This window comes from Marinobacter sp. C2H3 (assembly GCF_037080155.1).
In the GTDB taxonomy this organism is placed as follows: Bacteria; Pseudomonadota; Gammaproteobacteria; order Pseudomonadales; family Oleiphilaceae; genus Marinobacter.
Window position 1 is genome coordinate 137,901 of record NZ_JBBBNZ010000002.1, and the last position, 20,974, is coordinate 158,874.

18 protein-coding genes are annotated in these 20,974 nt (G+C 63.0%); 1 reads left to right on the forward strand and 17 read right to left on the reverse strand.

Annotated elements, in window-relative coordinates; all coding sequences use genetic code 11:
* Positions 1–73: 73 nt before the first annotated feature.
* The 11 genes from folC to leuC form a co-directional block, all read right to left on the reverse strand.
* Positions 74–1,402 (reverse strand): bifunctional tetrahydrofolate synthase/dihydrofolate synthase, encoded by a 1,329-nt coding sequence (gene folC, locus V3388_RS05770; RefSeq protein WP_442915626.1) that lies wholly within the window; start codon positions 1,400–1,402, stop codon positions 74–76.
* The gene (accD, locus tag V3388_RS05775) at positions 1,383–2,306 is read right to left on the reverse strand and encodes an acetyl-CoA carboxylase, carboxyltransferase subunit beta (protein WP_336366593.1); all 924 of its coding nucleotides are present in this window, start codon (positions 2,304–2,306) and stop codon (positions 1,383–1,385) included. Before accD ends, folC begins: the two co-directional genes overlap by 20 nt.
* A gap of 41 nt (positions 2,307–2,347) precedes the next feature.
* Positions 2,348–3,160 carry a tryptophan synthase subunit alpha gene (gene trpA, locus V3388_RS05780; protein ID WP_336366594.1) on the reverse strand — a complete coding sequence of 271 codons (813 nt, stop codon included), beginning with the start codon at positions 3,158–3,160 and terminating at the stop codon, positions 2,348–2,350.
* A 14-nt stretch (positions 3,161–3,174) separates the two neighbouring features.
* Entirely contained in the window at positions 3,175–4,383 is a 1,209-nt protein-coding gene (gene trpB, locus V3388_RS05785; RefSeq protein WP_442915627.1) for a tryptophan synthase subunit beta, read from the reverse strand.
* On the reverse strand, positions 4,376–5,005 hold the full coding sequence (locus tag V3388_RS05790) for a phosphoribosylanthranilate isomerase (RefSeq protein ID WP_336366595.1): 630 nt from the start codon (positions 5,003–5,005) through the stop codon (positions 4,376–4,378). Before V3388_RS05790 ends, trpB begins: the two co-directional genes overlap by 8 nt.
* Complete coding sequence (gene truA, locus V3388_RS05795) at positions 5,002–5,910, reverse strand: tRNA pseudouridine(38-40) synthase TruA (RefSeq protein ID WP_336366596.1); 909 nt, start codon at positions 5,908–5,910, stop codon at positions 5,002–5,004. Before truA ends, V3388_RS05790 begins: the two co-directional genes overlap by 4 nt.
* Positions 5,911–6,010: 100 nt before the next feature.
* Entirely contained in the window at positions 6,011–9,187 is a 3,177-nt protein-coding gene (locus tag V3388_RS05800; protein WP_336366597.1) for a FimV/HubP family polar landmark protein, read from the reverse strand.
* A 363-nt stretch (positions 9,188–9,550) separates the two neighbouring features.
* Positions 9,551–10,666: an aspartate-semialdehyde dehydrogenase gene (gene asd / locus V3388_RS05805; protein ID WP_336366598.1), complete on the reverse strand. Its 1,116-nt coding sequence runs from the start codon at positions 10,664–10,666 to the stop codon at positions 9,551–9,553.
* A 121-nt stretch (positions 10,667–10,787) separates the two neighbouring features.
* Positions 10,788–11,861: a 3-isopropylmalate dehydrogenase gene (gene leuB / locus V3388_RS05810; RefSeq protein ID WP_336366599.1), complete on the reverse strand. Its 1,074-nt coding sequence runs from the start codon at positions 11,859–11,861 to the stop codon at positions 10,788–10,790.
* A 63-nt stretch (positions 11,862–11,924) separates the two neighbouring features.
* The gene (leuD, locus tag V3388_RS05815) at positions 11,925–12,572 is read right to left on the reverse strand and encodes a 3-isopropylmalate dehydratase small subunit (RefSeq protein ID WP_336366600.1); all 648 of its coding nucleotides are present in this window, start codon (positions 12,570–12,572) and stop codon (positions 11,925–11,927) included.
* A gap of 17 nt (positions 12,573–12,589) precedes the next feature.
* Complete coding sequence (gene leuC / locus V3388_RS05820; RefSeq protein WP_336366601.1) at positions 12,590–14,008, reverse strand: 3-isopropylmalate dehydratase large subunit; 1,419 nt, start codon at positions 14,006–14,008, stop codon at positions 12,590–12,592.
* A 151-nt stretch (positions 14,009–14,159) separates the two neighbouring features.
* Here leuC and V3388_RS05825 point away from each other — a divergent pair, with 151 nt between their 5' ends.
* The gene (locus V3388_RS05825; RefSeq protein WP_336366602.1) at positions 14,160–15,032 is read left to right on the forward strand and encodes a LysR family transcriptional regulator; all 873 of its coding nucleotides are present in this window, start codon (positions 14,160–14,162) and stop codon (positions 15,030–15,032) included.
* Here the strand turns inward: V3388_RS05825 and V3388_RS05830 are convergent.
* The 6 genes from V3388_RS05830 to V3388_RS05855 all read right to left on the reverse strand — a co-directional run bounded on the left by V3388_RS05830 (position 14,997) and on the right by V3388_RS05855 (position 20,918).
* A complete protein-coding gene (locus tag V3388_RS05830; protein WP_336367284.1) occupies positions 14,997–16,178 on the reverse strand; it encodes an MFS transporter in 1,182 nt (393 codons plus the stop codon). The two genes, V3388_RS05825 and V3388_RS05830, sit on opposite strands and share 36 nt — an antisense overlap.
* Positions 16,179–16,203: 25 nt before the next feature.
* Complete coding sequence (aroC, locus tag V3388_RS05835) at positions 16,204–17,298, reverse strand: chorismate synthase (RefSeq protein ID WP_336366603.1); 1,095 nt, start codon at positions 17,296–17,298, stop codon at positions 16,204–16,206.
* A gap of 37 nt (positions 17,299–17,335) precedes the next feature.
* Complete coding sequence (gene prmB / locus V3388_RS05840; protein ID WP_336366604.1) at positions 17,336–18,238, reverse strand: 50S ribosomal protein L3 N(5)-glutamine methyltransferase; 903 nt, start codon at positions 18,236–18,238, stop codon at positions 17,336–17,338.
* An 85-nt stretch (positions 18,239–18,323) separates the two neighbouring features.
* Positions 18,324–19,577, reverse strand: a complete 1,254-nt coding sequence (locus V3388_RS05845) for a patatin-like phospholipase family protein (protein WP_442915612.1) — start codon at positions 19,575–19,577, stop codon at positions 18,324–18,326.
* Positions 19,531–20,550, reverse strand: coding sequence for an alpha/beta fold hydrolase (locus tag V3388_RS05850; RefSeq protein WP_336366605.1), 1,020 nt, complete (start codon positions 20,548–20,550; stop codon positions 19,531–19,533). Before V3388_RS05850 ends, V3388_RS05845 begins: the two co-directional genes overlap by 47 nt.
* A gap of 17 nt (positions 20,551–20,567) precedes the next feature.
* Positions 20,568–20,918, reverse strand: a complete 351-nt coding sequence (locus V3388_RS05855; RefSeq protein WP_008171779.1) for a PilZ domain-containing protein — start codon at positions 20,916–20,918, stop codon at positions 20,568–20,570.
* Positions 20,919–20,974: the final 56 nt, after the last annotated feature.

Consider the following 20,974-nt stretch of genomic DNA (forward strand, 5'->3'; position numbering starts at 1 on the left):
GCAAACGCGCCAGTCCCGATGGTAAACGGGCAGCCCAGAGAACTCAAAGCGGCGGCGCCGCCATGGACAAAGTTTAAGGGGCGACGCCCCGGTCCGACGTGCCGGCAAGCACAGCGCGGGCCTCGCCCACCGTGAAGAACGAACCAAACACAACGACCAGAGCGTCCCTGGCGCCTGCTTCGGCAATGGCACAGTCGAGGGCGCCCGAAACGCTTTCGCAGGGCACTGCGCCATCAACGCCACCGGCCTGGACACGCCGGGCCAAGGACAGCGCGTCGAGCCCCCGAGGCACCGAAAGCGGCGCCAGCCACCAGCGGTCCACGACGTCAGACAGGGCCGCAACAACCCCTTCCACATCCTTGTCCGCCAAGGCACCGTAGACGGCGTAGACCGGCTGCCCTGGCCGCCGGGTGCTGGCCAGACGACCAGCCAGCCAACGCGCCGCATGAGGATTATGCCCAACGTCAGCAATAACAGCGGGTGCCCGCTTCAGCGTTTCAAACCGTCCCGGTACAGCCAGCACGGAGAGCGTACGCTCAATGTCGGCCACGGGCAGTTCCGGCGCCAATGATCGCACCGCTACGACGGCGGCGGCCACGCTGTTCACCGGCAGCGGCCCGGCTGGTAGCAGAATGCGAGCCCCCTGACTCTGTAGCACCGGCGTACCGAGCGCATCGTTCACCGTCAGCGCGTACTGCTCCCCAAGGCGCTGCAGCGGGACCTTCTGGGCCGCGGCTTGCTGCAGGACTGATCGGGGCGGGTCCACATCCGCATAGATGGCCGGCCGCCCCTGCCGGAAGATCCCGGCTTTCTCGAAGCCGATGGATTCCCGGTTGTCACCGAGAAACGCCTGGTGATCGAGATCCACGGAGGTCAGGATCGCCAGATCGGTATCCAGGACGTTAACCGCGTCCAGACGCCCACCCAGCCCCACCTCAAGGAGCCAGTCGTCCAGCCCGGCCTCATCCATGGCCACAAACGCCGCCAGGGTGCCGAACTCGAAATACGTCAGGGAAATGTTCTGGCGGGCCTGCTCGACCCGGTCGAACGCCCGCACGAGCGACGCATCGTCAATGTCCCGGCCGTTCAGGCGAACCCGCTCGTTGTACCGATGAAGATGGGGTGAGGTGTAGGCGCCGGTGCGACGCCCTGCGGCCTGCAGAAGCGCTTCCAGGGCCGCCACGCAACTGCCCTTGCCATTGGTACCGCCCACCGTGACGATGCGCACAGCGGGGCGCCGGGGGAACAACCGGCGCAGCACGACGAGAACCCGGTCGAGGCCGAGGTCAATTTCGGTGGGGTGAATGGATTCCAGGTACGCCAGCCACTGGTCCAGCGACCCGGACGGGCCAGGCGCCGGCCGGGCGCCGGCGCCGGATGAGTCAACCGGCGCCATCGGCATCCGGCTTTTCGGTGATTTCAAACTCGATCGGCGCCTCGGTGCCGGGCTTGTCCTGGCCGGTGAACTTGGCCAGCAGGTGCGCCACTCGCTCACGCATCTGATGGCGGTGCACGATCATATCGATGGCGCCATGATCCAGCAGGAATTCACTGCGCTGGAACCCTTCCGGCAGCTTTTCGCGAACGGTCTGTTCGATCACCCGGGGACCTGCGAAACCGATCAGCGCGTTGGGCTCGGCAATGTTCAGGTCGCCCAGCATGGCCAGACTCGCGGAGACGCCGCCGAATACCGGATCGGTAAGCACCGAAATGTACGGCACGCCTTCCTGCTTCATTTTTTCGAGCACGGCCGAGGTCTTGGACATCTGCATCAGCGACAGGATTGCTTCCTGCATACGCGCGCCGCCACTGGCGGAGAAGCACACCAGGGGGATACGGTCCCGGAGCGCCACGTTGGCGGCCTGGACGAACTTCTCGCCCACCACCTGGCCCATGGAACCGCCGAGGAAGTTAAATTCGAAGGCGCAGCCGACCAGCGGCACGCTCAGCACGGAACCCTTCATGGCCAGAAGTGCATCCTTCTCGCCGGTGGCCTTTTGGGCCGCGGAGAGTCGATCCTTGTAACGCTTGGTGTCCTTGAACTTCAGTCGATCCCAGGGCTCCAGATCCGCGCCAATTTCCTCCCGGCCATCCTCGTCGAGGAAGATATCGAGGCGGCGCCGGGCGTTCAGGCGCATGTGGTGTTCGCACTTGGGGCAGACGTCCAGGTTTTTCTCGAGTTCCGGCTTGTACAGAAATCCCCCGCACTTGGGGCATTTTTTCCAGAGACCCTCGGGCACGCCAGTTCTCTGTTTGGATTCCGAGCGAATTTTGCTCGGCATGATTTTGTCCAGCCAGTTGCTCATGTTTCAATCCTGTCCTTTGAGGCCTGCCGCCATGGCTTCGTTCAGGAAGCCAGGCTGTCCAGCGCTTCACGCATCGGGTGCAGAAGATCGGTCAGAGCTCGCTTGAGCGCGACCGTATCTGCCTGATTTCGCGCTATTGTATCGACCAGAACACTGCCAACAATTACACCATCGGATACCCGGCCGACCGCCGCCGCGGTTTCGGCGTCGCGGATGCCGAAACCAACACCCACCGGCAGGGCCGTCAGTTCGTGAATATGGGCCACTTTGGCCGCCACTTCATCCACGTTGATCTTGGCCGCACCCGTCACGCCCTTGAAAGAAACATAGTACACATAGCCGGAGGAGTGTTCGCTGATCGCCCGAATCCGGTCATCGGTGGTGGTGGGTGCCAGCAGGAAGATCGCGTCCAGGTTCCGGGCGGTAAACAACGGCGCAACGTCCGCAGCCTCCTCGGGGGGCAGGTCAACGGTCAGGATACCGTCAATGCCGGCGGCCACGGCCGCGTCCGCGAACGCCTCGTAGCCCATGGCTTCCATCGGATTCAGATACCCCATCAGCACCACGGGCGTCGTGCTGTTGGTTTCCCTGAAGGTCTTCACCATCGCCAGCACCTGCTTGAGAGAGGTGCCGTGGCGCAGTGCCCGCTCACAGGCGAGTTGGATCACCGGGCCATCCGCCATCGGATCGGAAAACGGCACGCCCAGTTCGATAATGTCCGCACCGGCGTCGACCAATGTGTGCATCAGGCCGACCGTTTGATCCGGATGCGGGTCACCGGCGGTGATGTAGGGAATCAGCGCCTTGCGACCCTGGCCCTTGAGGGTCTTGAGAACCCCTTCGATTCGGCTCATGCCCTGTCCTTCTCTCAGATCTCGATACCGTCGATCTTGGCGACGGTGTGGATGTCTTTGTCGCCGCGGCCGGAGACATTGATGATGATGCTCTGATCCTTGCGCATGCTCGCCGCCAGCTTGACGCCGTAGGCGACCGCGTGGGCGGTCTCCAGGGCGGGCATGATGCCCTCAACGCGGGTCAGCTTGCGGAACCCGTCCATGGCTTCGTCATCGGTCACGGACACGTAATGGGCGCGGCCGATGTCCTTCAGCCAGGCGTGCTCCGGGCCGACGCCCGGGTAGTCGAGGCCCGCGCTGACGGAATGAGTGCCGGCAATCTGGCCGTTCTCGTCTTCCATCAGGTAGGTGCGGTTGCCGTGCAGGACACCGGGGCGACCGGCGCACAGGGGAGCCGCGTGCTGGCCAGTTTCGATGCCCAGCCCGCCGGCCTCAACGCCGTACATTTCAACGGACTCGTCCGCCAGGAACGGATGGAATAAGCCAATGGCGTTGGAACCACCGCCGACGCAGGCCACCAGCGCATCCGGCAATCGGCCGGTTTTTTCCAGGCATTGCTGCCGCGCCTCACGCCCGATCACCGACTGGAAGTCCCGCACCAGCATGGGGTACGGGTGCGGGCCCGCCACGGTGCCGATGATGTAAAAGGTGTCGTCAACGTTGGTCACCCAGTCGCGCATGGCATCGTTCATGGCGTCCTTGAGGGTTCGGGTTCCGCTCTGCACCGCGTGCACCTGGGCACCCAGCAGTTTCATCCGGAAGACGTTCAGGGACTGACGCTGAACATCTTCGGCACCCATGAACACGTGGCACTCAAGGCCGAGTCGCGCACACACGGTGGCCGTGGCTACGCCGTGCTGACCGGCACCGGTTTCCGCAATAATGCGCTTCTTGCCCAGGAAACTGGCCAGCAACGCCTGCCCGATGGTGTTGTTCACCTTGTGGGCCCCGGTGTGGTTCAGATCCTCCCGCTTCAGCCAGATCTGCGCACCGCCGGCCTCACGGGTCAGGCGTTCAGCGAGATACAGCGGGCTCGGGCGACCCACGTAATCGGCGAGGTCCTGATCAAACTTGGCCTGGAACTCCGGATCCTTCTTGAGCTGGAGATACTCTTTCTCCAGGATCATCAGGGAGTCCATCAGGGTCTCGGACACAAACCGCCCGCCGAAGGCGCCAAAGTGACCTCGGGCATCCGGCAGCGCGTTGAGCATTTCTTCAGTCAGTTTTACAGACACGGTGAACCTCGTTGATGAAATCAGACATTTTCCGGGCGTCCTTGATGCCTTTGCCGCGCTCGACACCGCCGCTTACATCGACGGCCCAGGGCCTCACCAGTGTTACGGCGCTGGCTACGTTATCAGATGACAAACCACCGGCCAATATCAGTGGAAGCGGCCTGTCAGCGGGGATCAGAGACCAGTTAAACGCCTCGCCGGTGCCGCCATATCGGTCCGGATCCCAGGCATCCACGAGCAGGCCGGCGGCCTGGTGATAGTCGCGGAAAGCCTGCGCAATCTGCCCCTGCTCGCGCACCCGAACCGCCTTGATCCAGCGCCGGCCAAACTGCTGGCAGAATTCCTGGGATTCGTCCCCGTGGAACTGCAACAGGTCCAGGGGTATCGCCTCGAGGACACGGCGGACCTCGGCAGCGGACGGATTCACAAACAACCCCACCAGGGACACAAACGCTGGAACCACCTGTGCCAACGCACTCGCCCGCTCGATGGTGACGGCACGGGGACTTGGCCCGTAAAACACCAGCCCGATGGCGTCGGCACCGGCCGCAACAGCGGCCGTCACGTCCTCAGGCCGGGTCAGCCCGCAGATTTTGACTCGTGCTGTCATGGCGACGGAGGCACTCCCTTACGGTGAATGTGCGTCGGTGTGATTGGCCGGTTGGCGGCGTCGTCAAACCACGGGGCCGCGAAGCCGGGGCCGCAACGGGCCGCCGGAATGTCGAACTCACCCGGATAACCCACATCGACCAGGTACAGTCCGTGAGGCGGTGCGGTTACACCCGCCACCGTCCGGTCCCGGGCTGCCAGCACGTCGGCCATCCAGTCAACGGACTGAGCGCCCTGGCCCACCGCCATCAAGGCACCGGCAATGTTCCGAACCATGTGGTGCAGAAACGCGTTGGCCTGCACGTCAATTACCACGAATTCGCCGTGGCGGACCACCGAGATGGCTTCGAGGAACCGAACTGGCGTCCGGGACTGGCAACCGGCCGCCCGAAACGACGAAAAATCGTGCTCGCCCACTAGCGCCTGGGCCGCATCGTGCATGCGGCCGGCATCCAGCGGCCGAAACGTCCAGCTGACTTGCCCCCGAAGCACGCCCGGCCGCACAGGCTGGTTATAGATGATATACCGGTAACGCCGGTAAATCGCGGTAAATCGCGCGTGAAAGTCGCCCGTACCCTGCCCGGCCCAGTGAACCGCAATGTCGTCCGGCAAGGCGGTGTTGATGCCCATCACCCAGGATCGTAAGTTACGGACGGACGGCGTCTCGAAATGGGCAATCTGATAGCTGGCGTGTACGCCGGCGTCGGTACGGCCGGCACAGACCAGCTCTACTGGGTGATTGGCCACCCGGCCGACAGCCCGGGCCAGTTCGGCCTCAACGGAGCGGACCCCGGATTTCTGCATCTGCCAGCCGTGAAAATCCCGGCCATCGTATTCGAACGCCAGCACAACCCGGCCGTCGCCGAGGGCATTATCGGTGGTCAGTGGCGGTATCGTCTGAAACAAGAATCCTGGCTCACAGCGAGGGTATTGAAACGCAAAACGCCGGCTTTATTCCGGAAGGACCGGAGCCGGCGCCTGCTGCCTTTCACGGCATTATAACGAATCAGGAAAGATTTTTAAGAAGATCCCGGGCCTCCGCCTGTTGCTCTTCGTTACCTTCCAACGCCACCTCCTCCAGGATATCCCGGGCGCCGTCGCTGTCACCCATTTCCAGATAAGCACGGGCCAGGTCCAGCTTGGTGGCGGCTTCGTCCGTGCCGGCCAGGAAATCGAAGTCGTCGTCATCGCCCAGGTCGTTTTCGTCCAGATCAAGTACGTCCGCTGACGATGGCTTTGACGTCGGCGCCTCGTCGATGGATTCGCTCGCGAGCGGAACATCCTCTTCAGCGTCTCCCGCGTCCTCTAGGCTGGCCAGATCGTCCAGGGTGACATCATCCAGTTCGTCGAGCTCTTCAAGCGTCTCAACGCCGGCAACCTCGTCTTCAGGGGTATCCGCCCTTTCCTCGCCGACCAGATCGCCCTCACCAAGGGTGTCCTCAAGGCTCAGCTCTTCGTCGATCTCAGAGGCCGCTTCTTCGGCTTCATCACCGGTTTGCGCGGCGTGATTGGCAGAATCCGCACTGTCTGAAAACTCTTCCATCAGCGCCAGGTCCTCATCGGACACATCCAGCTCGAGGTCGTCCAGCGATGCCGCTTCAAGATCGTCGCCAGCCAGTTCGTCGTCCTCTCCGGCCACCTTGTCCAATTCGGCATCCAGCTCGTCGAGGAAGGACTCGTCCAGCCCGTCCAGCTCAACGTCGCCGGCGGCGGCCGTGGTGTCATTCTCGTCGAGGCTCGGCAGCTCGTCGTCGGCGGCTTCGGACTCACCGTCAGCGGAGGCGGTCTCGTCTTCCAGGTCGATTTCGAGTGAGGAGTAATCGGTCGCCTCGCTGTCCGATTCAAGATCGCCTTCGTCCACAGTCTCCAGATCGCCGGTGGTCCGGTCTTCCAGCCCGCTCAGATCAAACTCAATGGCATCGTCCCGGGCATCACCGGACACAGGCGCCGGCGCTTCAGACTCGTCGTTGGCCTCGGCTTCTGCGGCAGCGACCTCCCCGGCCGGGGAATTAAAGTCCAGGTCAAAGTCCCGGAACTCGTTTTCCAGGTCGTCCTGGCGGCTGGCGTCGTACTGATCCGCCAACAGCTCGTCCGAGGTTACCTCATCGTCGCGATCTTCCGGCTCGCCTGCTGGTTCAGCGGCAAAGCTGTCCGACCGAAGCTGGGACTCAAGGTCGTCGATGCTGGGCATCGCTTCGGCTTCTTCCAGACGGGTCTTGAGAGATTCTGCTTCCGCCAGGGCGTCATCGTCGCCCATCGCGCTCAGTTCACCAAACTGCTTTTCGAAGGCATCGCGGTCCTGAAGATCTGCGTAAACAGACAGCAGCTTCAGGCGCAGGTCAGACCGGCTCGGTTCGCGGGAAATGGCAGTTTCCAGAACCTGCGCGGCCTGGGCGTGACGACCATAGGCAATGTAGCTGTTGGCTTCGGCAATAACGTCGCCTTCGCCCTGCTCCGTGTCGTCTGCGTCCGGCTCGTCATCCAGGCTCAGATCGAAACCGCCGTCGCCTTCGTCACCGGTCTCGCTATTCAACTGATCGTAGAACGCTTTTTCCCGGTTGGCGTTGCGCCGCGCCACCAGAAGCAGCAGCAGGAGCAACAGGACCAGGCCGCCGCCCAGGGCAATCTGATACAGCGGGTTGTTGATGATCTGGTCGATCACGTTGCCCGCAAACCCTTTGGCGGGCTCGGGCTCGGCTTTCGGTTTCGCCGGCTCAGCCTTCGCCGCCGGCTGAGCGGCCGGGGCCGGTTCTGCGGCGGATTCAGCGGCGCTATCGCCCTGAGCGTCGGTCGCCTCGGTGCTGGATACGGCGGTCGCGTCGTCTGACGCCGGTTCGGTCATTGCCTGGTCACTGGCGGACTGGTTGGTGCCGGCCTGATCAGGGGCCGGCGTCGCGGCCTCATCGCCAGCAGGCGCCTGTTCCGGTTTCCCGGCCTCGGCCGTCATCGGCGTCGTTGTGTCTCCCGCCATCTCTGGCTGAGCGCCATCGCCGGCCGCTGCAGCCGGCTCGGCGGCGGTTCCCGGCTGAACGTCGGCGTTCGCCGTCTGGCCCGCCGACTTCTGGAGATCGGCAAGCTGGCTGTTCTTGAGTTCCAGCAGGCGCTGCAGTGTCTCAACCTGATCCTGCAGGTCATTGACGCGGCTGTTCAGGTCGGCGTTCTCACGCTTGACGCTCTCGAGCTGTTCCATCGCAACGGCCGTACCGGCATCAACACCGCCCGGCAGTTTGCCATCACCGCCCGCGGAGCCGCCTTTCTCGGCGGATTGCGCGTCTTTGTTGTCGGCCACCAGGAGCTTGAGTTCGTCGCCGCTGCGGGCCGGAGCGCCCTGGCCGCTGGCCTTGGCGGTGTTGGCCGTTGCATCCACCGTGCGCTTGCCGGCCTTGAAGGCCTGGTTCTGCTCACGCACTTGCTGGGCGGCTTCAGAGGCGGTACGGCGCTGCATCTGGTCACGGGTGGGAACCCGGAGAATTTCGCCCCGCTTCAGGCGATTGATGTTACCGCCCATGAAGGCGTCGGGGTTCTGGTCCTGCAGCGCCAGCATGGCCTGCTGGACGGTCACGCTGTCGTCCGGTCGAACCCGTGACGCCAGGCTCCAGAGGGTATCAGAGGACGTCGTGGGCCCCAGGGTGGTCGGTGCGCGATTCGCAGACGTGCCGGTGTCGCGGTAGGCGTTCACCGTTTGCGCCTGACGGCGGGCAGATTCCTGTTGGCGTGTCTGGCTGGCGGGGGCCGGACTGGCGGAAGGTGCGGAAACGGCTTCCCGCTCACCGGACTGCTCCGCATACACGGGCGGGTCCACCAGCACGGCGTATTCTCGCATCAGGCGGCCCTGAGGCCAGGACAATTCCAGCAGGAAGTTCAGGTACGGCTCGCGCAGCGGTTCGCGGGAGGTCACGTCAACCCGGAGATTGCCATCGCCGCCGGTCACCACCTTGAAGCGGAGTTTGCCGAGGAAGGCACTGCGCGCCAGCCCCACCCGCTGATAGGCCGAATCCGGCGCGAGTTCGACGATCACATCGTCGGGGCTGACCCCCTGGCTTTGCGGCAGGATAATCTCCGCGTCCAGAGGCTCGTTCAGATAGGACTGGAGCTCAATTTCCCCGAGTCCCAACGCCTGTGCGACGCCGGAGCCGAGTCCTCCCGCCAGAGCCAGTGCAACCGCAAGCTTGCGTACCTTCATGCTTTTTCCTTTCCAGTCTCCGTTATTCTTTACGGCTTGAGTTCAAACAGAATCGGATGAGGTTGGATGACCTTTCTGGATATCGTCTGGAACGTTATCGTTTTTATATCGTTATGCGCTGATTTAATGACGCAAGTATTGTTGATAACACGTCGTTTATCAATCAATCACCGACAATCCCTGTAGCATTTTTTTATCTATCGCACGGAACCCCATGCGCGGACAGGAAAAGCCGCGAATATCACCGGCCGTGTGAACGACCTCTGAAAATAACAGGGGCGGAGGCTGAAATCAGCCTCCGCCCCCAAACCGGTTCGTCGAAACCGGACACAGTTGGCATTAAGCGCCCCTGTGTAACATTTCTTAACGCTCCTGGAGAATCCGCAGCATCCGGCGAAGCGGTTCTGCGGCGCCCCACAGCAGCTGGTCGCCCACGGTGAACGCGGAGATGTACTCCGGCCCCATCGCCAGTTTGCGAATGCGGCCAATGGGCACGCTCAGGGTGCCGGTGACCTTCGCCGGGGTCAGTTCTTCCATGGAGGCGGTGCGTTCGTTCGGCACCACTTTCACCCAATCGTTGCCGCCGGCCAGGATGCGCTCGATCTCCGCCACCGGCAGATCCTTGCGCAGTTTGATGGTCAACGCCTGGCTGTGGGAGCGCATCGCGCCGATGCGCACGCAGATACCGTCGATCGGGATCGGTCGGTCGGACCGGCCGAGGATCTTGTTGGTCTCCACGCCCGCTTTCCACTCTTCCTTGCTCATGCCGTTATCGAGCTGCTTGTCGATGAACGGAATCAGACTGCCCGCCAGGGGAACGCCGAAGTGCTCGGTGGGAAAATCGCCGCCGCGCATGGTCTCGGTCACCTTACGATCGATCTCTAGGATGGCGGAAGACGGGTCGGCCAGCTCGGCCTTCACCGCACCGTGCAGCTCACCCATCTGGTTGAGCAGCTCGCGCATGTTTTGGGCGCCAGAGCCGGAAGCCGCCTGGTAAGTCATGGGGGACACCCACTCGATCAGGTCCTGCTCCAGCAGGCCGCCGAGGGCCAGCATCATCAGGCTGACGGTGCAGTTGCCGCCGATGTAGTCTTTCACGCCCTTGTCCAGCGCGGCATCGATCACCTTACGGTTGACCGGGTCCAGCACAATCACGGAGTGATCGACCATGCGCAGGGTGGAGGCGGCGTCAATCCAGTAGCCGTCCCAGCCCGCATCCCGCAGTTTCTGGTAAACCGCCGTGGTGTAGTCACCGCCCTGGCAGGTCACGATCACATCCAGGGTTTTGAGCGTGTCGATGTCGAAGGCGTCCTGGAGCGGCGGCACACCCTGCTTGCCCACGTCCGGCGCCGGTTTTCCCGTCTGGGACGTCGAGAAGAACACCGGGTCGATGTCGGCAAAATCGTTTTCGTCACGCATGCGCTGCATGAGGACAGAGCCCACCATGCCGCGCCAGCCTACAAGTCCAACTCGCTTCATGTGCGATCTTTGAACCTCTTTTATGCCCGCCCGCGTCCGTTATCGCTGGCGCGGACAGGATGGATGATCCCGCGGCAACCGCATCGTGGTGCCGTCGGGTCGTGGAAGGCCGGATCGGATGTCAGAGTGCGGCCAGCACCGCCTCGCCCATCTCCCGGGTGGTCACCTTGCGGCTGCCCTCGGAGAAGATGTCGGCGGTGCGCAGCCCCTGATCCAGCACAGTGCTGACCGCCGCCTCAATGGCATCAGCGGCGCGATCTTCGCCCAGACTGTACCGCAACATCATAGCGGCACTGAGAATGGTGGCCAGCGGATTGGCGATGCCTTTGCCGGCAATGTCCGGCGCCGAACCGTGGCAGGGTTCGTACATCCCCTGCTTCTGCGCGTTCAGCGACGCGGACGGCAGCATACCGATGGAGCCGGTGAGCATCGCCGCTTCGTCGGAAAGAATATCACCAAACATGTTGCCGGTCACAATCACGTCAAACTGCTTGGGGGCGCGGACCAGCTGCATGGCGGCGTTGTCAACGTACATGTGGGACAGCTCGACGTCCGGGTACTCGCGCTTGAGGTCTTCCATGACTTCCCGCCACAGCACGGTCACTTCGAGCACATTGGCTTTATCCACAGAGCACAGCTTCTTACCCCGCTGCTGGGCCGCTTCAAAGGCCACCCGGCCAATCCGACGAATTTCCGACTCGGTGTAGGCGTAGGTGTTGTATCCCTGGCGCTCACCGCTTTCCAACTGCCGGGTGCCCCGAGGCTGGCCGAAGTAGATCCCGCCGGTCAGTTCCCGCACAATCAGAATATCCAGGCCCGAGACAATCTCCGGCTTGAGGGACGAGGCAGACGCCAACTGCGGGTAAAGGATGGCCGGTCGCAGGTTGGCGAACAGTTGCAGGTTCGAGCGCAGGCCCAGCAAACCCTTTTCCGGGCGGTTGGCCATGGGCAGGCTGTCCCAGCGCGGGCCACCTACGGCCCCCAGGAGGATGGCATCAGCAGCCCGGGCTTTGTCGAGGGTGGACTCGGGCAGCGGCACGTCTGTCTCGTCGATGGCAGCACCGCCCACAAGGGCGCTTTCAAAGGCCAGGTTAAGGGAAAAGCGCTCGTTAACCTTGTGCAGGACCTTTTCGGCCTCGGCCACGATTTCCGGGCCAATACCGTCGCCCGGCAGCAGCAGAATGTTTCGGGACATCGTCACTAGATTCCTTTTTCGTCGTTTTCAGTGCGTCATGCAAATCGGAGGCGAGCAGAGCGGTCAGGCCCCGGCTCCAAACAGCCACGGTGCGGTCTGCCGGCGCTCATTTTCGTACTGGCGGATCGCCTCCGCGTCTTCCAGGGTCACCCCGATGTCATCCAGTCCGTTTAGCAGGCAGTGACGGCGGAAATCATCCACCTCAAACCCGAAGGCTTCGCCAGACGGCGTGGTCACGGTCTGTTCAGTGAGATCGACCGTCAGTTGGTAGCCTTCGGCGGCTGCGGCTTCCCGGAACAGCTGATCCACTACTTCTTCATCCAGAACAATGGGTAACAGACCATTCTTAAAGCAATTATTGTAGAAGATATCGGCAAAGCTGGGGGCAATGATGACCCGGAAGCCGTAATCGTCCAGGGCCCAGGGCGCGTGCTCCCGGCTGGAGCCACAGCCAAAGTTGGCGCGGGCGAGCAGGATGCTTGAGCCCTGGTAGCGAGGCTGGTTCAGCATAAAATCCGGATTCAGGGGCCGGCCCTCGCAGGACTGATCTGGCTGGCCTTCGTCCAGATACCGCAACGCGTCAAACAGGTTTTGCCCAAAGCCGGTGCGCTTGATGGACTTCAGAAACTGCTTGGGAATGATCAGGTCCGTATCCACGTTGGACCGGTCCATGGGGGCCACCAGGCCCTGATGTTGAGTAAATGCTCTCATGGCACGTCTCCTGTGGCTCAGTGGATCAGATCGCGGACGTCGACAAAACGGCCAGACACCGCAGCGGCGGCGGCCATGGCCGGGCTCACCAGATGGGTGCGGCCGCCAAAGCCTTGCCGGCCTTCAAAGTTGCGGTTGGAGGTGGACGCGCAATGCTCGCCCTGCCCCAGTTTGTCGGCGTTCATGGCCAGGCACATGGAACAACCCGGATCGCGCCACTCCAGACCCGCGTCCAGAAAGATCTTGTCGAGGCCTTCTTTCTCGGCCTGGGCCTTAACCAGACCGGAACCGGGAACCACCATCGCCTGTTTCAGGCTGGCGGCCACTTTACGGCCCTTGACCACCGCCGCCGCTTCCCGCAGGTCTTCAATGCGGCTGTTGGTGCAGGAACCAATGAACACCCGGTCCAGCTGGATGTCGGTGATCTTCTGGTTCGGCTGCAGGCCCATGTATTTCAGCGCACGGACGATACCCTCGCGTTTGATCGGATCCGCCTCGGCGGCGGGGTCCGGCACGGCGCCGTCGATATCGGTGACCATTTCCGGAGACGTGCCCCAACTGACCTGGGGCTTGATGGCGGAACCGTCCAGCTCGACCACTTTGTCGAATACCGCGTCGTCATCGCTGTGCAGCGTGCGCCAGTAGGCCACGGCTTTGTCCCAGGTCTCCCCGCTCGGCGCAAACGGCCGACCCTTCACGTAATGGATGGTGGTGTCGTCCACCGCCACCATGCCCACCCGAGCACCGGCCTCGATGGCCATGTTGCAGATGCTCATCCGACCTTCCATGCTCAGGCCACGGATGGCCTCACCGCCGAACTCGATGGCGCAGCCGGTACCGCCGGCGGTGCCAATCTTGCCGATGATCGCCAGAATCACGTCCTTGCCGGTCACGCCACGGCCCAGGGTGCCGTTGACCTTCACCAGCATGTTTTTCATTTTCTGCTGCACCAGGCACTGGGTAGCCAACACGTGCTCCACTTCCGAGGTGCCGATGCCGTGGGCCAGGCAACCGAACGCGCCATGGGTGGAGGTGTGGGAGTCGCCGCAGACAATGCTCATACCGGGCAACGTGGCGCCCTGCTCAGGCCCGATCACGTGAACGATGCCCTGGCGCAGGTCCTTGATCTTGAATTCGAGGATGCCGAATTCGTCGCAGTTGCGGTCCAGGGTCTCCACCTGGGTGCGGGACACCGGATCGACAATGCCGTCGATGCCTTTGGCACGATCCGTTGTCGGCACGTTGTGATCCGGAGTCGCCAGGTTGGCGTCCAGACGCCACGGCTTGCGGCCTGCCAGACGCAGACCTTCAAAGGCCTGCGGCGAGGTCACCTCGTGCAGCAGTTGCCGGTCGATGTAAATCAGGGCTGAGCCATCGTCCCGCTGCTTGACCAGATGGTCGTCCCACAGTTTGTCGTATAAGGTTTTGCCGGCCATGATGCTCTCTCACTCTCCGGTTATCGGTCTTTTGGTCTGACCGCCATGGTACGCTCCGGCGATGGATAACCTCAATTCATCTTTTTTATCTTTCGCATTCCTTTGAGTTATTCTTGACGGTACCCTTGCCCATCACAGGAACCCGAACACCGTGGATACCAACGCGCTGCGCGCCTTCATCACCATCGTCGACCAGGGGTCGTTTTCAGAAGCCGCAGAGACCCTGCACCTGACCCAACCGGCAATCAGCAAACGCCTAGCCGCCCTGGAATCCCAGCTGAACGCGCGCCTGATCGATCGGTCCAGCCGGGACATTCGCCTGACCGACGCGGGCAACCGACTGCTGCCCCACGCCCGCCGGATCCTGGACGAGATTCACAACGCCCGGGTGGCACTGGCTCCGGATTCGGAAGAGGTGGAGGGCGAACTGAGCCTGCTGGCCAGCCACCACATCGGACTGCATCACTTGCCCGGCTGGCTCCGGCGCTTTCGCCGGGATTACCCGCAAGTGGCGCTGAACGTGCAGTTCATGGAATCCGACGCCGCTTACGAACAACTCCCCAAACGCCACACCGAACTCACCTTTGTCACCTTGAGCGACAGCATGGACACTCACCTGAACGTGTTCGTGCAGTGGCCGGATCCCATGGTGTTCGTGGCCGGCCGGGACCATCCCCTGGCCGCGCTCCGGAGCCCCAGCCTGGCGGACCTGTCTCGCTATCCGGCCCTGCTGCCGGCCACCGGCACCTCAACGTACCGTCTGGTCAGCCGGCTGTTTCTGGAGGCCAACCTGCCCCTGGATCCCCAGATGCCGACCAACTACCTCGAAACCCTGAAGATGATGACCAACGTGGGCCTGGGCTGGAGTGTCCTGCCGCAACGGATGGTGGACGATACCCTGGCCACCCTGGACGTCGGCCACACCGTCACCCGGGTTCTGGGGGGCATTGGTCTGTCCGGCCGGGACCTGAGCGCGCCGGCCCGGGCGCTACTGGCCCTTGTCCGGGAGATTGAGGGCGCCTGAACCCGGCGGGCGCAGCCACAGGGCAGTAACAATCAGCGCCAGCACCATGGCGCCTGCCGCCCCAAGGAACGCAGCCCCGGTGCCGATGCCGTCCACCAGGAACCCGGACATCCACGCCCCGACGGCCCCGCCCGCGCCAAAGGTCAGCCCGCTGTAAAGCGCCTGCCCCTGGCCATGGTGATGCTGGCCAAAAAAGCGCTGGATGGTTTGCACGGAAACAGCGTGCAACGCCCCGTAGGACGCGGCGTGCAGCAGTTGCGCCACGACCAGGAAAACGACGTAATCGGTCAGCTCGGCAATCATCAGCCAGCGAATCAACGTCAGTGCCAGGGCGCCCAACACAATCTGCCGGATGGTGAAGCGTCGCGTCAGCCGGTGCATCACCAGGAAAACACCAATTTCCGCCAATACCCCGAGGGACCAAAGCAGGCCGGTGGCCAGCTTGCTGTAGCCGTGTTGTTCGAGGTGGATGCTGAAAAACGTGTAGTAAGGCCCGTGGGACACCTGAAGCAGGAAATTCATGGCGAAGAACGCCATCACCGCCGGGTGGGTGACAATCGCCTTCAGACTGCCCCGGGGTGCGGACCGCCGGATGGCCCCCTGCTCGGCCGGCACCAGAAACGCCGACACCGCGATCCCTGCAAACACCGGCAGCAGCAGCCACGGCAGCGTACTGACCGGTAGCCATTCCAGTAACGCGCCAACCCCGGCCACCGCTGCGATGAACCCCACGGAGCCCCACAGCCTCACCCGGCCGTACTTCTCCCGGTCCGCTGCCAGCGTCCGTAACGTGATGACCTCATACAGCGGCAGGATGGCGTTCCAGAAGAAGGTAAACGCCAGCATCACCAGCATCAGCCCGTAGAAACCAGGCTTCAGGAATACCCCGGCAAAACACAGCGAGCCCACCAAAGCGCCAAACCGGACCAGCCGGACCCGGCGCCCGCTGCGGTCACCGAGCCAACCCCAGACGCTGGGTGCGACGATCTTGGTGAGCTGGATGGTCGCCATCAGCGAGGCAATCTGCAGGTAGCTGAACCCGCGGTCATCCAGGTACAGCGACCAATAAGGCAGGAGCGCGCCCAGCAGCGCAAAGAACCAGAAGTAGAGGTTGGAGAGACGCCAGTAGATAGCCCGGCTCCTTATGCGTTTTGGCCTTTAAACGCTTCCCTCAGAGTTGCGGCAATACGGGCGTCGACACCGACACATCCGCATTCTGCCCGCGATGGCGCAGGTAGTGGTCCATCAGAACAATCGCCATCATGGCCTCGGCAATCGGTGTGGCGCGAATGCCCACGCAGGGGTCGTGCCGGCCGGTGGTGATCACCTCAACGGGCTCACCCGCCTCGTTGATGCTCTGGCCGGGCAGCCGCAGGCTGGACGTGGGCTTCAAAGCGATGCTGGCAACAATGGGCTGACCGGAGGAAATACCCCCGAGCACGCCGCCGGCGTTGTTGGAGAGAAAGCCGTCCGGCGTCATCTCGTCCCGGTGCTGGGTACCCTTCTGCTCGATGCAGTCGAAACCGGCGCCGATTTCGACGCCCTTGACCGCGTTTATGCTCATCAGGGCATGGGCCAGGTCCGCATCAAGGCGGTCAAAAATGGGCTCACCCAGGCCCGGCGGCACACCGTCGGCGACCACGTTGATGCGGGCGCCAATGGAGTCCCCCTCTTTACGCAGGGCGTCCATGTAAGCTTCCATTTCCGGCACCTTGGCCGGATCCGGGCAGAAGAACGGGTTCTGGTGAACCTGATCCCAGTCGAGGGTTTCTGCGCGAATCGGGCCCAACTGCGACAGGTAGCCCCGAATGCGAATGCCCAGGCGTTCCTGCAGGAATTTGCGGGCCACGGCGCCGGCAGCCACCCGCATGGCGGTCTCCCGGGCGGAGGAACGCCCACCGCCCCGGTAATCGCGAACGCCGTACTTGTGGTGGTAGGTGTAGTCCGCATGGGCCGGACGGAACTGGGTAGCGATCTTGGAATAGTCCTTGGAGCGCTGGTCGGTGTTCTCAATCAGCAGACCGATCGGGGTACCGGTGGTGCGGCCTTCGAACACCCCGGACAGAATGCGGACTTCGTCCGGCTCACGGCGCTGGGTGGTATGCCGGGACGTGCCCGGTTTGCGACGGTCCAGATCCCGCTGCAAGTCCGCTTCCGTGAGCTCGAGGCCCGGCGGGCAACCGTCAATGATGCACCCCAGAGCCAGCCCGTGGCTTTCTCCGAAGGTGGTTACCGTGAACAGCTTTCCAAAGGTATTTCCAGCCATGATTCAGTATCTTATCCGGTTTTTATAAGAAATGACGTTAACGGCTTTCCTGCCAGGAGCGCAGGTCCTGCGCGCGCAGCAGGAACACGCCGTCGCCGCCGTTCTCGAACTCGAGCCAGGTCAGCGGGAGGTCCGGGTACGCCTGGTCCAGGGCCACCCAGCTGTTGCCCACCTCGACGATCAGCAAGCCGTTGTCGGTCAGAAACTCCGCCGCCCGGGCGAGGATACGGTGGGCAATGTCGAGGCCATCCTCCCCGGCGGCGAGACCCAGTTCTGGCTCGTGGCGGAACTCCTCCGGCATAGACGCCATGTCGTGGGCGTCCACATACGGCGGATTGCTCAGGATAACGTCGTACTGGCCATCGAGCCGATCGAAAACGTCTGATCGAATGGCCCGGACCCGGTCTCCGACGCCGTGCAGATCAATATTGCTGCGGGCAACGGCGAGCGCGTCTTCAGAAATGTCCGCCAGATCCACCTCTGCGCCCTCAAATACCTGGGCGGCGGCAATGCCGATGCAGCCGCTGCCGGTGCAAAGATCGAGCACCCGGTGCACCTCAGTGGCCCCCAGCCAGGGCTGAAGACCTTTTTCAAGCAGTTCGCCAATCGGCGACCGGGGCACCAGCACCCGCTCGTCCACCTTGAACGGCAGGCCCATGAACCAGGCCTCCCCCAGCAGATATGCCAGGGGCACCCGGTCGCGGATGCGTCGCTCGATGCGATCCAGAATGCGGGACCGTTCCTCCGACGTCAGGCGGGCGTCCAGGAACAAGGTGTTGTTTTCCAGCGGCAGGTGCAGGCTGCGCATCACCAGTTGTACCGCTTCGTCCCACACGTTATCGGTGCCATGACCGAAGAACAGATCGGAATCGGCAAAACGGGAGCAGGCGTATCGCAGGTAATCGCGAACGGTGTACAGGTCGTCACGGGGCGTGGTCACAAAGGCTTCCTGTTACTGGGCGTGTCAGCGGCGGATTATACGCTGATTTTCCGGTCACCTGCAGCCCGGCGACCGGACCCCGGCATCAGATGGCGAGCGGCCCTGAGCTGCTGCGACTGCGCTCGAACCGGTCCAGAGCCGCCGCCATACGTTCACGGCCAAGCTGAATCATTTCCGGCGCCTTGTGATAATCGTAGGTCCGGCAGGCGTTTTTGGGGATATTCACCAGAAGATCCGGCGGATAGCCCGCCAGCTTGTACTGCACCAGGGCGCTCTGCATGGTTTCGATGCTGAGGTTCATAACATCAAACTTGCCGATACCGAGCTTGTCCCAGTCAATGGTGTCTGCGTCGTCCAGCGACCGCGGGTCGTGACCGCTGGCAGCGGTTTTCTGCGCCTGGGCGCCGGAGGTGTCAGCGTCCTGGTTTTGCTGCTTTTCCCGGTTCTGGGCTTCCTTGCGCTTTACCTCCCGGCTGATCTTTTCTTCCGGGCTTTCCGCCGATCGCTCCGGGTGGGCGGCCTTGCGCACCGCCAGGGATTTCACCGAATCCCAGTCAAACCAGCGGGAGGCTTTTTCCCGAAGGGCATCTATCCATTCCTCGGTGTCCGAAGCGTCGACTTCATCCACAAACGCCGCGTCCGGTATGCGCGGTTCCATGTCGTCTTCGCCCGCCAGATTCACCGCAATGATCAGGTCCGCGTGGGCGGAAATGGTGGGAATGATCGGCAGCGGATTCAGCAACGCCCCATCCACCAGTACCCGGCCGTTGTGGACCAGGGGCGTCACCACACCGGGGATGGCGACGGACGCCCGTACCGCCTGTTCCAGAATGCCTTCCTGAAACCAGACTTCCTTATGGGCCAGCAGGTCGGTACAGACGGCGGTAAACGGAATGGGCAAATCCTCAATACGGATCTCACCGAGGATGTCCCGAACGACAGAGAAGATTTTCTCGCCCCGGATAGCGCCCACTGAACTGAAGGTAACGTCCAGCAGTTTAAGCACATCAAACTGCCCCAGACCGGTGACCCAGTCCTTGTAATCCTTGAGCTTACCGGCCGCGTACATGCCGCCGATCAGCGCGCCCATAGAGCAGCCGGAGAGCGCAACGATGTCGTAGCCCCGCTCCTTGAGCACTTCAATCGCGCCAATGTGAGCATAGCCGCGGGCGCCACCGCTGCCGAGGGTGAGCGCCACCGTCTTCCGGGCCGGCTTGGCCGTTTCCCTGGTGGACTCGCCCACAGCGGATACCCGGGCGCCCTCGACCAGTGCCGCCGCCTTGTCGGTTGGCTCAGCCACGGGTATCACCCATCGTGCCCACAGGAGAGGCCGGCACATCGGGCGCGGCGAGGAAATCCGCCACCACCTGATCCACCACGGAGGTATCGCCTTCCAGATGGCAGTGGTGCCCACCGGGAACCGTGGCGACCGTGAGCCCTTTGAGGCAGTCCACGCGTTCATTCATGCCCTTGCGGGAAGCCAGCAGGCCGTCGGCGGCCCGCACAAACAAAGACGGCGTTTCGATAGCGGACAGCACCGCTCGGACCTGGGGCTCGGTCATCATCAGCGACGACGGATGCCGGAGGCGGGCGTCCGTGTGCCAGACGAAGCCGTCGTCCGTCTGGGTCATGTTTCGCGCCACCAGGGTCAACGACGATTCGTGGCTCAGGGGAATGAAACCGCCCTCCCGGGCCTTCGCTGCGGTGGCCAGGTCCGGATAGGTCACCGCCCGACCGGATCCGGCCAGGCGCTTACGAAGAGCCTTGCGAAGCTGCGGCACAGTCTCCTCCACGGGACGGCTGATGGCCCCCAGGCTGTCGATCATTACCAGGCGCCGGACCCGCTCGGGGAAGGCCGCGGCGTAAAGGCTGGCAACAATACCGCCGAGGGAGTGCCCGACCAGATCCACCCGGCCGTCGCCGGCATCCGGCCCCACATCGGTGACGTAACGGTCCACCAGTTCGGCCAGATCGCCCACGTAATCCATCAGCAGATACGATTGCCCCGCCGGTCGGTGCCCGGATTTGCCGTGGCCGGCCATATCCAGGGTGTGCACGTCAGAGAGCGCCGCCAGAGCCGGCGCCAGCTTGCAAAAGCTCAGGCAGTTATCGAGCCAGCCGTGGAGCATGAAGGTGGGTACGGGTTTGACCGGCTCGCCGGCGCAGGGCCAGGACAGCCCCGCCAGCCGGATCGCCTTCAGGCGCCAGAGGCGTTCCTCGCCCCCCGGCAGAGGCGACGTAACAACCGGGGTATCTAGGGGTTCGATGCCGGCGCCCAGCGTCTCAGGATCACCGCGGGTTAAATCGTTCATACCGCCCTGCTCCGCAATCACATGGTGTGGGTCGGACGGTCGGAACTCAGGGAGCCGGCCAGGTAAGACTCAATCTTGGTTCGGGCGGTTTCGTCATCGCCGTTGAACTGCACGCCGATGCCTGCGGCCCGGTTGCCCTGGGCCCCCTTGGGGGTAATCCAGATCACTTTGCCGGCCACCGGGATCTTCTCGGGCTCGTCCATCAGGTTCAGCAGCAGGAAGACTTCGTCGCCGAGCTGATATTGCTTCTGGGTGGGGATGAACAGGCCGCCCTGGCGAATGTAGGGCATGTAGGCCGCGTAAAGCACCGCCTTGTCCTTGATGGTCAGGGTGAGAATACCACTGCGTGCACCGAAGCCTGGACCCATGGCTGACACCTTTCTTCAATGAATAGAACGTTTTGCCATCATAGCAGCTTGCGCCG

What these genes read in the sequence shown, in the direction of transcription:
- V3388_RS05845 (WP_442915612.1), bottom strand. Translation starts at nt 19,577, where the DNA reads ATGTGCCGGCCTCTCCTGTGGGCACGATGGGTGATACCCGTGGCTGAG.
- leuB (WP_336366599.1), bottom strand. Translation starts at nt 11,861, where the DNA reads ATGTCCCGAAACATTCTGCTGCTGCCGGGCGACGGTATTGGCCCGGAA.
- folC (WP_442915626.1), bottom strand. Translation starts at nt 1,402, where the DNA reads ATGCCGATGGCGCCGGTTGACTCATCCGGCGCCGGCGCCCGGCCGGCG.
- leuC (WP_336366601.1), bottom strand. Translation starts at nt 14,008, where the DNA reads ATGGCCGGCAAAACCTTATACGACAAACTGTGGGACGACCATCTGGTC.
- V3388_RS05800 (WP_336366597.1), bottom strand. Translation starts at nt 9,187, where the DNA reads ATGAAGGTACGCAAGCTTGCGGTTGCACTGGCTCTGGCGGGAGGACTC.
- leuD (WP_336366600.1), bottom strand. Translation starts at nt 12,572, where the DNA reads ATGAGAGCATTTACTCAACATCAGGGCCTGGTGGCCCCCATGGACCGG.
- accD (WP_336366593.1), bottom strand. Translation starts at nt 2,306, where the DNA reads ATGAGCAACTGGCTGGACAAAATCATGCCGAGCAAAATTCGCTCGGAA.
- V3388_RS05855 (WP_008171779.1), bottom strand. Translation starts at nt 20,918, where the DNA reads ATGGGTCCAGGCTTCGGTGCACGCAGTGGTATTCTCACCCTGACCATC.
- V3388_RS05790 (WP_336366595.1), bottom strand. Translation starts at nt 5,005, where the DNA reads ATGACAGCACGAGTCAAAATCTGCGGGCTGACCCGGCCTGAGGACGTG.
- asd (WP_336366598.1), bottom strand. Translation starts at nt 10,666, where the DNA reads ATGAAGCGAGTTGGACTTGTAGGCTGGCGCGGCATGGTGGGCTCTGTC.
- trpA (WP_336366594.1), bottom strand. Translation starts at nt 3,160, where the DNA reads ATGAGCCGAATCGAAGGGGTTCTCAAGACCCTCAAGGGCCAGGGTCGC.
- V3388_RS05850 (WP_336366605.1), bottom strand. Translation starts at nt 20,550, where the DNA reads ATGAACGATTTAACCCGCGGTGATCCTGAGACGCTGGGCGCCGGCATC.
- aroC (WP_336366603.1), bottom strand. Translation starts at nt 17,298, where the DNA reads ATGGCTGGAAATACCTTTGGAAAGCTGTTCACGGTAACCACCTTCGGA.